This is a genomic window from Amycolatopsis sp. DSM 110486, from assembly GCF_019468465.1.
In the GTDB taxonomy this organism is placed as follows: Bacteria; Actinomycetota; Actinomycetes; order Mycobacteriales; family Pseudonocardiaceae; genus Amycolatopsis.
Genome location: NZ_CP080519.1, coordinates 9,169,579 through 9,182,059 on the forward strand (window position 1 = coordinate 9,169,579; position 12,481 = coordinate 9,182,059).

Annotated in this window: 8 protein-coding genes; 1 reads left to right on the forward strand and 7 read right to left on the reverse strand. The window is 70.9% G+C overall.

All coding sequences use genetic code 11. The features are described from left to right. Position 1: 1 nt before the first annotated feature. The 7 genes from K1T34_RS44315 to K1T34_RS44345 all read right to left on the reverse strand — a co-directional run bounded on the left by K1T34_RS44315 (position 2) and on the right by K1T34_RS44345 (position 11,244). The gene (locus tag K1T34_RS44315) at positions 2-2,683 is read right to left on the reverse strand and encodes a glycoside hydrolase family 38 C-terminal domain-containing protein (RefSeq protein WP_220240611.1); all 2,682 of its coding nucleotides are present in this window, start codon (positions 2,681-2,683) and stop codon (positions 2-4) included. Beyond that, a complete protein-coding gene (locus K1T34_RS44320) occupies positions 2,680-5,544 on the reverse strand; it encodes a glycoside hydrolase family 2 TIM barrel-domain containing protein (protein ID WP_220240612.1) in 2,865 nt (954 codons plus the stop codon). The genes K1T34_RS44315 and K1T34_RS44320 overlap by 4 nt, the downstream gene beginning before the upstream one ends. Before the next feature lie 9 nt (positions 5,545-5,553). After that, positions 5,554-6,378, reverse strand: a complete 825-nt coding sequence (locus K1T34_RS44325; RefSeq protein ID WP_220240613.1) for a carbohydrate ABC transporter permease — start codon at positions 6,376-6,378, stop codon at positions 5,554-5,556. Next, the gene (locus K1T34_RS44330) at positions 6,375-7,346 is read right to left on the reverse strand and encodes a carbohydrate ABC transporter permease (RefSeq protein WP_220240614.1); all 972 of its coding nucleotides are present in this window, start codon (positions 7,344-7,346) and stop codon (positions 6,375-6,377) included. Before K1T34_RS44330 ends, K1T34_RS44325 begins: the two co-directional genes overlap by 4 nt. Next, positions 7,343-8,632, reverse strand: a complete 1,290-nt coding sequence (locus K1T34_RS44335) for an extracellular solute-binding protein (RefSeq protein WP_220240615.1) — start codon at positions 8,630-8,632, stop codon at positions 7,343-7,345. The genes K1T34_RS44330 and K1T34_RS44335 overlap by 4 nt, the downstream gene beginning before the upstream one ends. Positions 8,633-8,729: 97 nt before the next feature. After that, complete coding sequence (locus K1T34_RS44340; protein WP_220240616.1) at positions 8,730-9,701, reverse strand: LacI family DNA-binding transcriptional regulator; 972 nt, start codon at positions 9,699-9,701, stop codon at positions 8,730-8,732. Between the two features lie 145 nt (positions 9,702-9,846). Next, a complete protein-coding gene (locus K1T34_RS44345; RefSeq protein WP_220240617.1) occupies positions 9,847-11,244 on the reverse strand; it encodes an amino acid permease in 1,398 nt (465 codons plus the stop codon). A 286-nt stretch (positions 11,245-11,530) separates the two neighbouring features. Here K1T34_RS44345 and K1T34_RS44350 point away from each other — a divergent pair, with 286 nt between their 5' ends. Then, the gene (locus tag K1T34_RS44350) at positions 11,531-12,469 is read left to right on the forward strand and encodes a catalase family peroxidase (RefSeq protein WP_220240618.1); all 939 of its coding nucleotides are present in this window, start codon (positions 11,531-11,533) and stop codon (positions 12,467-12,469) included. Positions 12,470-12,481 lie beyond the last annotated feature (12 nt).

The following is a 12,481-nucleotide window of genomic DNA, read 5'->3' on the forward strand; positions in this document are numbered from 1 at the left end:
TTCAGGACAGGCGGAGCGTCGCGATTTCCCACGGTCGCAGGGAAAGCCGCAGCTCTCTGTCGGTCACCGGCACGGTTTCGCCGGGCTTGCCGAGCAGATCCACTCGCTGTGCCGATGTGAAGGATCCGCGCACCACGGCGGCGGCCGCCTCAGGGGACTGGGCCACCAGCCGCACCTCCAGCGTGCCCTCGCGACACCGCAAGCTGGTGAGCACCGCGCCCTCGACCGTGAGCCCGTGCCGGGACGCGGGCGGCGCGTCGGGCGAGCCCGTACCGAGGGTGGCGTGCAGCGGATGGCGGTAGCGCTCGGCCGCGTCGAGCACGGCGCCGGCGCGCCAGTCGCCCGTGTGCGGGAGGACGGCGAGCTGCACGGTGGTGGTGCCGATCTGCTGGGCGAGCGGCGTCGGGATCTGCGGGCCGGCGGGCTCCTCGCGGTACGGGTGGACGTTGCGGCTGAGCCGGCCGCTCGTGCGCAGCACGGTGAGGGCGAGCGCTTCGTCCAGGAGCTCGTACTCGCACGCCTGCGTCAGCAGCAGTCCGGCGCCGCCGGCGTCGGCGAATCCGTGGGCCGGGAACGTCGGGATCGGGTACTCGCTGAAGCCGCCCTCGGCTGTGCGCCCGCGTTCGACGACGGCGAACTGGCCTTCGGCGTGTGAGGTCTGCGCGGCGCGGGCGAGCGGGACGTGGAATCGCACGCGGTGGTCACGTGAGGTGTTGTCGATCGTGAGGTCGAGGCGGACGAACGGTTCACCCGCGCGCAGTTCGACGGCCATCGTCACCGTGCCACGAGAAGTCGACGGGCTGCGCCGATCGCCCGCCCAGTCCATCTCCGCCGGCCACGAGTACGTCCGCTCGACGGTGAACGTCGTGCGCAGCGGCCCCTCGACGCCCGGTGCCACCCGCACCGAGTCCGGCCGCGTGACCAGGGTGTCCGTGCCGGGCGGGGCGTAGTTGTAGGAATCGCCGCGATCGCCGCCGTCGACGATCCGGCCGACGCCGTCGAGGACAGTGCCGTCGGCCGCGGTGATCCGCAGCGTGCCGTCGTCGCGCACCTCGACCGTCACGAGCCCGTTGCTCAGCGACGGGCCGGCGACGACCGGAGCGGTGACCGAAACAGAGCCCGGCACCACGCGGGCGGTCGTCCAGCCGAGAGCCGGCACGTCGACCAACGCGGTGACCGTCCGCTGCTCTGCCTGGACGATGCGGATCGTCCACGCTCCAGTCGCGCCGGTCACCGCCGCTCGCACGGCTTCGACGTCGAACGGTTCCTCGCCGCCGTGCCGCGCGACGGAGAACTCCAGCAGCCGTGCCGAAGGGTCGCACCGCCAGCCGGTGATCTCACTACCGAACAGCTCGCGCCCGTGGATGCGCGGCAGGAACAGCGGCAGGTCGGGGCCCGCGGCTGCTTCCTCGTGCAGCAACTGTCCGCTGTGTGCCTCCACCTGCGCGGGCAGGCGCGTGCCGTCGGGCAGCTCCAGCGCGACCTCGGCCCACGGCGCTTCCACGTCCAGCGTCACCAGGTCGCGGCGAGCCGCGGGCGTCGGGTTGAGCACCAGCAGCGAATCCCGCGCTACGGAGCGCGCGAGCCGGCCGGCCACGCGGTCGCGCACGGCCTGCCCGAGGTGGCCCGCCTCGCTGATCCGGGCGAACACCTGCGTCGCTGTCTCGTCGACCCCGCAGCCGGTCACGGAGTCGTGCCCCGACGCGTCGACCAAACGCCACCACGCCAGGTCCAGGAACCGCTGCGGCCACTCGGCCGAGAACAGCGCGGCGAACGGCTCGGCGTAGCGCTCCACGAGCCGCTCCGCCCGCGCCATCGCCTGCTTGAGCTGCGGGCGCACCGAAAGGACACCCGGCAGGATGTTGGCCGCCGCGTGGCTGCGCAGCTCACCTTGGACCACCGGCAGCGAAGGGTCCGTGGCGTCGCGCGCGCCGACGTACTCGGCCAGCGTGCTGATCCGCACGTCGACCGACGCCGGGTCGAGCCCGGCGACGAGCTTCACCAGCGAGCCGACGGGCGCGGAGTGGTCGGTGCCGTACATCGCGAGCACGGGGTCGGCGCCGAACGACGGCCGCAGCCGCCGCCCGAGCTCGGCCATGCGGGAGGCGAAGAAGCCGGGGTCGGAGAACACGTAGGCCGCGTTGCCGTAACCGCCGGCCAGGTACTCCACACGCACGGAGCTGCCGTCCGGCGCCGTCCAGCGGAACGCGTGACCTTCCACTCCGGACGGAACCCCGCGCCACACGCACGCGTGCTCGAACCCGGCGGCCGCCAGGATCTGCGGCATCTGCGCGCAATGGCCGAACTCGTCGGGCAGGTAGCCCACGCGCATCGCGCCGCCGAGCTCGGTGGCGCGCGCCCAGCCGAGCTCCAGGTTGCGCACGATGTTCTCGCCCGAGACGAGGAACTCGTCGAGCAGGATCTGCCACGGCCCCACCGCGAGCTGCCCGGACGCGACCAGCGCGGCCACCCGGTCGCGGTTCTCGCCGCGCACCTCCAGGTAGTCGTCGACGGCCGCCATCTGCCCGTCGAGCGTGAACCGGAACCGCGGGTCGGCCTCGGCGTGGTCGAGGAGTTCGTCGAGCAGGTCGACCAGGCGAAGGCGGAACCGCTGGAACGGCTCGTACCACTCACGGTCCCAGTGCGTGTGCGGGACGAGGCGGACCTCGGGCGCACCGGTCATCGGGTGGCTCCTTCGGGCGTGATCGGGGAGAACGTGAGCGTGAGGCTCGCCTTCTGGGCGCGCAGGCGGTAGCGCGGCAGCACGCCGGGCCCGCAGGAGGCGGTGCCGAGTCCGTGCTGGGCCAAGTCGAGGTTGAGGTGCACGAGCTCACCCGGCACGAGGTCGACGGTGTGGCGAGCGGCGTCGAGGTCCTCCGAAGTCCAGCGCCGCGCGGTGAAGTCGAACACCGGCTCGCCCTCGATCCGGAGCCCGGCGCCGCCCGCGGATGTCAGGTGCAACCAGCGCGCGTCGGCGCGGTTGCCGTTCTCCTGCGGGTACACGTACGGCGTCTGCAAAGCGTCCACCGTGGAGGCGAACCGGCCGATCCGCGCCGCCTGACGGCTGTCGGCGTACGCCTCGCCCGGGCCGGCGCCGAACCACTCGACGCCGCCGAACGCGCCCGGCACCGCCATCCGCAGGCCGAGGCGGGGGAGCGTGCAGGGCCACTCGCCGTCCGGCTCCAGCTCGACGCGCAGGCGCAGGCGGTCGCCGTCGGCGGTCCAGTGGTACTCGGCGAGCATGCCGAACCCGAGCCCGGGCGGCGCGACCCGCGTCCGCACGACGAGAGCCGACGCTCGTCCGTCCACTTCGGCCACGCGGTGCTGCAGCCGGTGCAGGCCCGCGGCCCGCCACTGCGCGGCTTCGGGGTCGTCGGAACCCCGGTCGTTGTCGGTCGGCGCGCGCCACAGGTCCAGTCGCGGCCCCTCGACGCGGTGGCCGCCGAGCGCGACGAGCCGGCCGGTGGCGGCGTCGAACGCGCCGGGCCCGAGCCGCAGGAGCCCCCGTTCACGCAGCAGTGGCGCACCCACTGCGGGAGGCACGGGGTCGGCCGCGGGCGTCACGGGCAGCTGCCCCCACGCCACGACGTGGCCCGCGGATGCCCAGCCGGTGTCGGCCGCCAGCACCGCTCGCACGGTGAGCACGCCTTCTCCCGAGGCATCGGGCAGCCGGGGGAGCGGCACGTCGAGGCTCTGTCCGGGGTGGACCTCGGGTACGGCCAGCTCGCCGGCCGCCACCTCGACGCCGTCGTCCTCGAAACTCCAGCGGAACACCAGGTGCGCCGACCCGACCACGTCGTAGTGGTTCGAGATCCGCACCCCCTCGGCGCTCGCGTCGATCCGCACCGGTTCGAAGACCTTCGCGAACTCGGCCAGCGCGGGCGAGGGCGTGCGGTCGGGGTGGACCAGGCCGTCGATCACGAAGTTGCCGTCGTGGATCTGTTCGCCGAAGTCGCCGCCGTACGCGAAGTACTCGCGGCCTCCGGCGTCGCGCTGGGCAAGCCCGTGATCGAGCCACTCCCACACAAACCCGCCTTGCACGTGCGGGTACCGCTCGAACAGCTCGCGGTACTCCAGCAGCCCGCCCGGCCCGTTGCCCATCGCGTGCGCGAACTCGCACAGCAGGAACGGCAGCGACCGGCGGCGTTCGTTGGCGTCGTCGCGGCGGCCGATCCGGTCGACCTCTGCGTGGTCGGCGTACATGCGGCTGTACACGTCCACGTACTCGCACTCGAAGTCGACTTCGTAGTGCACCGGCCGCGACGTATCGCGCTCCCGCGTCCACGCGGCCGTCGCGGCGAGGTTGCGGCCGGTGTGGGCCTCGTTGCCGAGCGACCACAGCACGATCGACGGGTGGTTCTTGTCGCGCTCGACGGTGCGGCGCATGCGGTCGAGGTAGGCCTCGCCCCAGCGCGGGTCGTCGCTCGGGTTGCCCGCCCAGCCCAGGTCGCCGAAGCCGTGGGTCTCGAGGTCGCACTCGTCGATCACCCACAGTCCGTGGGTGTCGCACAGCTCGAGGAAGTACGGGTCCGGCGGGTAGTGGCTGGTGCGCACCGCGTTCACGTTGTGGCGCTTCATGAGCAGCACGTCGGCCAGCGCGAACTCGCGCGGCAGCGCGCGGCCGAACCGCGGGTGGTGCTCGTGCCGGTTGACTCCGCGGAACAGCACCCGCCGGCCGTTCACCTTGAGCAGGCCGTCCTCGATCGCCACGGTGCGGAACCCGATCCGCACCGGCACGCGTTCGGCCGCGGTGTGCACCTCACCGTGGTAGAGCCGCGGCGATTCGGCGCTCCAGGGCTCCACGGCGACTTCCACCGGCGAGCCGGCCGGCAGGTTCTCGACCCCGAGCTCGGGCACGCTCAGCAGCACGCCCTCGGCCGCGGTGACCGAGAGCGTGCCGAGGCCGCCGACGTGGTCGTAGTCGGCGTGCAGCTGGTAGTCCTCGACACCACCCGCCGGGCGCGAGAGCAGCGTGACCCCGCGGAAGATGCCCGAGAGCCACCACATGTCCTGGTCCTCGAGGTAGCTGCCCGAGGACCACTGGTGCACGCGCACGGCCAGCACGTTTCCGCGCGCACGCAGCAGGTGGCTCACCGCGAACTCGGTCGGCAGCCGGCTGCCGCGCGTGACGCCGAGCTCCTCGCCGTTGAGCCACACCTTCGCGCACGAGTCGACGCCGTCAAAGCGCAGCACCGCAGGCTCGTCCGGCCAGCCGGCCGGCAGATCGAACGTGAGGCGGTGATCCCCTGTCGGGTTGTCCGAAGGCACCAGCGGCGGCTGCACCGGGAACGGGTAGTGCACGTTGGTGTAGGCCGGTTTCCCGTGTCCCTGCAGCTGCCAGTGGCCCGGCACCGTGAGCGTGTCCCAGCCTCTGTCGTCGAAGTCGTCGCGCGCGATCCCTTCGGGCGCGGCCGCCGGAGAGGGCGAGAGGCGGAACCGCCACGTCCCGGCCAGGCTCACCGACCGCGCGTTCGAAGAGAACGCGGCGCGGGCCGGTAGTGAGCCGTGGCCGGGGGCGGGGTCTTCGACGTACGACGACGACATGGATTCCTTTCAGCCCTTGAGGGCGCCGGCGGCGATGTTGCGGATGAAGTGCCGGGCACCGAAGAGGAACACGATGATCAGCGGCACGATCGCCACGAGCGTCCCGGCCATCACGACGCTGTAGTCCTTCACGTACACGCCCTGCAGCTGCGAGAGCGCCACCTGCAGCGTCACGTGGTTGGAGTCGATCAGCACGACCAGCGGCCACAGGTAGTCGTTCCAGGCGTTGACGAAGGTGAAGATGCCGAGGAACGCGAGCGCCGGGCGCAGCACCGGCAGCCCGACCGACAGGTACGTGCGGAAGAACCCCGCGCCGTCCATCCGGGCCGCTTCCAGCAGCTCGTCCGGGATGGCGCCGCGGGCGTATTGGCGCATCCAGAAGATGCCGAACGCGTTGGCGGCGGCCGGGATGATGAGCGCCTTGAGGTCGCCGACCCAGCCGAAGTTCGCCATCAACGTGAACTGCGGGATCGCCGAGAGCTGCGTGGGCACCACGAACGTCGCGAGCAGGATGCCGAAGAGCACGCTGCTGCCCGGGAAGTCGTACTTGGCGAAGGTGAACGCCGCCAGCGAGTCGAAGAACAGCACCAGCAACGTGGTGACCACGGCGACGATCAGCGTGTTGAGCAGCGATCCGAAGAAGTCGATCTTCGCGAACACCTCGCCGATGTTGGCGAACAGGTGCCCGCCGAACGTCAGCCGCGGCGGGGTCGCGTAGATGTCGGCCGTGGTGTTGGACGCCATCACGGCGAGCCAGTAGTAGGGGAAAAGGGTGATCAGGGCGCCGACGATCAGCGCCACCAGCGTCAGCACCCGTGCGCGCCTGGTCGTCATCGGCCGGCTCCCTTGGTCTGGACCTGGCCGCGCTCGGGCCGCATCACGAGCCGCCAGTTGAGGATCGAGAAGAGGACGACGACCACGAAGATGCCCCACGCGATCGCCGCGCCGTAACCGAAGTCGTTGTCCGCGAAGGCCGTGTTGTAGAAGTAGAGGACCATCGTCATGCCCGCGCCGCCCGGGCCGCCGCGGTTGCCGAGGAGCACCTGCGACTCGGTGAAGATCTGCAGCCCGTTGATCGCCGACATCACCACGGAGAACAGCAGCACCGGCCGCAGCAGCGGCAGCGTGATGCGGAAGAACGTCTGCACCGGGCCGGCGCCGTCGATGCGGGCCGCCTCGAACACATCCGGTGGCAACGCTTGCAGCCCGGCCAGGAAGATGATCGCGTTGTAGCCGGTCCAGCGCCAGATGATCATGACCGAGATCGCGCCGCGGATGGCCCACGGGTCGCTCAGCCAATCGACGTTGCCGATGCCGAACAGTCCCAGGAACCAGTTCAGGATCCCGAACTCGTCGGAGAAGATCGAGCCGAACACCAGCGACATCGCCACGATCGAGGTCACGTTCGGCAGGAAGTACGCGACGCGCAGCACACCCTTGTACCGCACCGAAGAGTTGAGGCCGACCGCGATGAGCAGCGCGAGCGCCGTCATCGGGACCGTCGACATCACCCAGATGATCAGAGTGTTGCCGATCGAGTCCCAGAACGTGGTGTCCGACAGCAGGAACGCGAAGTTCTCCAGCCCGACGAACTTCATCGGGCCGACGCCGTCCCAGCGCTGCAGCGCGAGGTAGAGCGAGTACAGCACCGGGTAGACGCCGAAGATCGCGAACAGCACGAAGAACGGCGCGACGGCCAGGTACTGCGGCAGGTAGCGCCACCGTTTGCGGCGGCCGTCGGCGGTGTGGCGGACCGGGGCGCGGCGGGCGCCGGCCGTCTCGGCGGGCAGGATCGCGGTCACGAGAGCACCCCCTGGCGGCGCAGCAGGCGTTCCACCGAAGCGCGGGCGTCGCGCCACGCGTCCTCGGGGTCCTTGCCCGCACTCTCCACATTGGTCAGTTCGTCGGTGAACGTGTCGCTGATCGTGATGTCCCACGGGCTGAAGTACACGGGCTGGACCTCCCGCGCGATCTTCGAGAACACGTCCATCGTCACCTGCCCGCCGAAGAACGGCTCGGGTGCGAGCAGCCGCGGGTCGGTGTAGGCCGACGGACTGGGCGGGAAGAGCCCCAGGTCCAGGAACGTCTGCGGCTGGTTCTGCGGCGACTGCAGCCACTTCACGATCTCGAACGCGGCGTGCGGGTCGGGGCAGTACTTCGTGATCGCCAGGAACGAACCGCCCTGGTTGCCCGCGCCGCCGGGCGGCCGGCACACGCGCCACTTGCCCGAGGTGCCCGGCGCCGACTCCTTGAGCTCGCCGGTGATCCAGGAGGCGTTGACGAAGCTGAGCTCCTTGCCGCTGTTCCAGGCCGCGTGGCGGTCGATCGACTGGCCGTTGACGCTCTGCGAACCCGCGTACCCGGCGGTCAGGCCCATCCGGAACGCCTGCACGGCCCGGTCCCACGCGCGGCGCACCTGCGACTGGTCGTCGAGGTAGTGGTTGGCCCGGTCGAAGTACTTGCGCGGTTCCTGCGCGAGCGAGTACGTGAACACCGTCTTGGTGTCGGTGATCATGTACCGCCCGGGCAGCTTCTTCTGCACCTGGGCGCTGAACGTGAAGTAATCGTCCCATGTGGACACGGCCGCGGCGACCTCGTCAGGCTCGCTCGGCAGGCCGGCCTGGGCGAACAGGTCGTGGCGGTAGTACAGCGCGGCCGGGCCGACGTCGACGGGAAACCCGAGCTGGAAGCCGTCGGGGCTGGTGCCCGCCTGCCACTTCCAGGGCAGGTACTCGTCGCGCACACCGGCCGTGCCGAGGCTGTTCAGGTCGACGAAGTGGTCGGTGTCGGCGAAGTAGGTGGCGATGTCGTCGCCGAGCATGGTGATGTCGGGCAGGTAGGCCTCGCCGGCCAGCGCGGCGAGCAGCCGCTGTTTCAGCTCGCCGCTGACCTGCGAAGGGGTCAGCTTGTCGGCGGCGAACCGCTTCACGGCCTCGCCGAGCACGACGTCGGACAGGCCGTTCGAGGTGTACCAGAGCGTGATCCGCCCTGGGTTGGCGGTCGTGGGACTGGTGCAGGCAACTGCCCCGAACGCCGCGGCGCCGAGTGCCGCCGCGCCGGTCAGGAACCGTCGTCGAGTCAACGTCATCGGGGACCCTCCGGAGAGCTCCGTGAACGCTCCCGTGAACGTTCACGAATTGCCCGGAAGTGTGCGCGAGGTGCCGTGAGGTGTCAAGCGGAGAGGCTCAGGCGGATTCGCGGACCAGCAGCTCGGCCTGGATCACGAGCTCGTCGGCCGACAGGGGAGTCGCGCCGGTGAGCAGGCGCGCGGCCTGGTCGATCGCGAGGGCGCCCAGCCGGCGCGTGTCGAGGGCGACGCTGGTCAATGCCGGGTCCACGACGGTGCCGAGCTGGAGCCCGTCGAACCCGACCACGGCGAGGTCGTCCGGCACCCGGCGCCCGAGGCGGCGGGCGGCGCGCAGGGCGCCCATGGCGATGATGTCGTTGAAGGTGAACACGGCCGTCACGTCGGGGTGCTCGGCCAGCAGCGCCTCCAGGGCCGCGGCCCCGCCGTCCACCGACTGGGCGGCCCGCTCGACGACCTCGGCTTCGAGCCCGTGCGCGGCGACCGCGGCGGCGAACCAGTCGCGCCGGACGCTCGGCTCGGCGCGGCCCGCGTGGTCGAGCATGCCGATGCGCCGGTGACCGGCTCGCACGAGGTGCGTGATCGCGGCCTGCACGCCGTCCGCGCCCTCGACCCGGATCGAGCTGAACCGGGGCGTGTGGTGTTCGCGGCCGATGAGGACCACGGGGATGCCGCGGGTGAACCGGTCGAGCTCGTCCTCGGGCCGGCTGAAGTAGCCGACGACGGCGTCGACCTGCGAACCGATCACCTGCAGCGTGCCGAGTTCTTCCTCGGCGCTGTCGGAGGTGTCGTACACGACCACGTGCCAGCCGCGGGCGCGCGCGGCCTCGAGCGCGGCGGCGGCGACCTCGGTGAAGAACGGGTTGAGCAGGTCGGGGATCACGAGCCCGATCGTGGTGGTGTCCTGGCGCACGAGGCCGCGGGCGAACCGGCTCGGCCGGTAGCCGAGCTCACGGGCCGCGTCGAGCACCCGCTGTTTCGTGGTGCCGTCGATCTCGGCCTTGTCGTTGAGCGCCCGCGACACGGTCTGGCGCGACACCCCCGCGCTGCGGGCGACGTCGTGGATCGTCACCTTCCGGGACGTTTCCGACGACACCATCACCGACCTCCCGCCGTGCGACGCGTCCGCGCCGCCGGATCCGAGTATGCCCGCACCGCACACGCCGGGCCGGGAACGGTGCCCGGCCGGGCGTGTGCGGTACGGCCCGGTGCCGGGCTCAGGCGTTGTCGCCGACGCGCGCGCCGCGCCGGCGCGCCACGATCCGCCAGCCGACCGCCAGGACGATCGCGAGCACGGGAATGGAGTAGAACGCGATCTTCTCGGCGCCGTCGGAGAAGCCCATCAGCACGACCACCAGCAGGAGGAACCCGAGCGTGGCCCAGCCGGTGTAGGGCGCGCCCGGCATGCGGTAGCTCGGCCGTTCGACCTCGCCGCGCAGCGCGGCCTGGCGCATCCGGATCTGCGAGTAGATGAGCGTGGCCCACGTGGCCACCACGCCGAGCGACGCCACCGCGATGGCGATGTCGAAGGCCTCCTGCGGCACGATGTAGTTCAGCACCACGCCGAGCACGTAGACGATCGATGTGAACAGGATGCCGCCGTAGGGCACGTGACGGTTGTTCATGCGGCCGACGAACTTCGGCGCCTCGCCGTGGTCGGCCAGCGCCCGCAGGATGCGCCCGGTCGAGTAGAGACCCGAGTTGCACGACGAGAGCGCGGCCGTGAGCACCACGGCGTTCATCACGTCGCCGATGCCGCCGATGCCCAGGCGCGAGAAGACGGTGACGAACGGGCTTTCGTCGCCGCTGTAGAACGACCACGGCATCAGCATCGCCAGCAGCAGCACCGAACCGACGTAGAACACGCCGATGCGCCAGACGACGCCGTTGATGGCCTTCGGCAGCACCTTGCGCGCGTCCTTGGTCTCGCCGGCCGCGATGCCGACGACCTCGATCGCGGAGTAGGCGAAGATCACGGCCTGCAGGGTCATGAGCGCGATGCCGATGCCCGCGGGGAAGAAGCCGCCGTGGTCGGTCAGGTTGTGCACACCGGCCGGGGTGCCGCCGATGTCGGCGCCCGCGAACACGAGGCCGATCGCCGTGATCAGGAAGACGACGATCGCGAGCACCTTCACCACGGAGAACCAGAACTCCAGCTCGCCGAACAGCTTCACGCTCACCAGGTTCACGCCGAGCAGCACGCCGAGCGCGACGAGCGCGGTGATCCACTGCGGCACGTCGGGCAGCCACTTGTGCACGTAGATCGCGACGGCGGTGATCTCGGCGATGCCGGTCATCGCCCAGTTCACCCAGTACATCCAGCCGGAGACGAAACCGGCCCACGGCCCGATGAACTTGCGGGCGTAGGTGACGAAACTTCCCGAACTCGGTTCGTGCAGGACGAGCTCACCGAGTGCGCGCATGACGAAATACGCGGCGATGCCGCAGATGGCGTAGGAGAGCACCAGCGACGGGCCGACCTGCTGGAGCTTGCCGCCGGCCCCGAGGAAGAGGCCGACACCGATCGCGCCGCCGATCGCGATCATCTGCACCTGGCGGTTGCCCAGTGCTTTCGTGTAGCTGTCGCCTTCGCCTGCGACCACTGTGGAATCCATGGTTGCGTGACGCTAGCGGTGCGGGCGCGCGTGACCAAGCACACCAAGGAAGACTTAAGGTGTGCGACACCTCACTCGGGGGAAATCCCGTGAAAACGCTCCCTCGATTTGACAGCGGCACCATTCTTCCGGTGACTTGATCAAGGCTTGATTCGCGCGGGCCGGCGATTCCGGTGACCGGGATTTCGGAATATCTCTCAGGTTCGCGGGGAACTTCAGGAACACTTCCGTGGCCGGGAGGGTAATGCGGCGGGCGCGCACGCGCGACGGCCGTTACCTTCGCGACATGACCACCGAACTGCCCGCGTCCCAGCTCTCCGTGTCCATCGTGGACGAGATCGAGCAGCTGAAAGGCACCTACCCGGGTTACCGCCGGGCCCACGCCCGGGGCGTCTGCTACGACGCCACTTTCGTCCCGTCCGGCGTCGCCGCCGACCTCACCACGGCGGCGCACCTGCGGGGCGAGCCCGTGCGCGCGACCGTGCGGTTCTCGCACACCGACACCAACCCGCACTTGCCCGACGCCGGCACGGCCGTGCGCGGGCTCGCGGTGAAGTTCCACCTCCCGGGTGGCGGCAACACCGACATCGTCGGCGTGAACCTCGACCGGTTCATCGCCGCGACGCCCGAGGACTTCCTCGCGTTGCTCAAGTCGGCCGAGCCCGACCCGGCCACCGGCGCGCCCGACCTCGGCAAGGTGCAGGCCCACGTCGGCGCGCACCCGAGCGCGGGCCCGGGCCTGTTCACCGCCTCGCAGCTGCCCACGCCGGTCAGCTACGGCACCACCACCTACTGGGCGATCCACGCGTTCTTCTGGCGCGCCGCCGACGGTTCCCTGCGCCCGGTGCGTTACCGCTGGGTGCCCGAGGCCGGCGACCACGTGCTCGCCGCCGGCGAGGGCGGCGACTGGTCGGCCGAGCACCTCACCGGTGAGCTCGGCGAGCGGCTGGCGCGCGGACCGGTCGAGTTCACGCTCAAGGTGCAGCTCGGCGAGCCGGGCGACCCCACGAACGACGCCACGCTGGTCTGGCCCGAGGAACGCACGGAGATCACGGCCGGCCGGCTGGCGATCACCGCCGAGGTCACCGACCAGAAGCACTGGAACTCCCAGGTCTTCGACCCCACGCTGCTCACCGAGGGCATCGAGCTGTCCGACGACCCGATCCTGGCCGCCCGCAGCGCGATCTACGCGGTCTCCTACGACCGGCGCAGTCACGACCGCTGACCGGGTGCGGGG

Bases quoted from the DNA above. Each gene is read 5' to 3' on its own strand.
- K1T34_RS44315 (WP_220240611.1), bottom strand. From the start codon at position 2,683: ATGACCGGTGCGCCCGAGGTCCGCCTCGTCCCGCACACGCACTGGGAC.
- K1T34_RS44320 (WP_220240612.1), bottom strand. From the start codon at position 5,544: ATGTCGTCGTCGTACGTCGAAGACCCCGCCCCCGGCCACGGCTCACTA.
- K1T34_RS44335 (WP_220240615.1), bottom strand. From the start codon at position 8,632: ATGACGTTGACTCGACGACGGTTCCTGACCGGCGCGGCGGCACTCGGC.
- K1T34_RS44350 (WP_220240618.1), top strand. From the start codon at position 11,531: ATGACCACCGAACTGCCCGCGTCCCAGCTCTCCGTGTCCATCGTGGAC.
- K1T34_RS44345 (WP_220240617.1), bottom strand. From the start codon at position 11,244: ATGGATTCCACAGTGGTCGCAGGCGAAGGCGACAGCTACACGAAAGCA.
- K1T34_RS44325 (WP_220240613.1), bottom strand. From the start codon at position 6,378: ATGACGACCAGGCGCGCACGGGTGCTGACGCTGGTGGCGCTGATCGTC.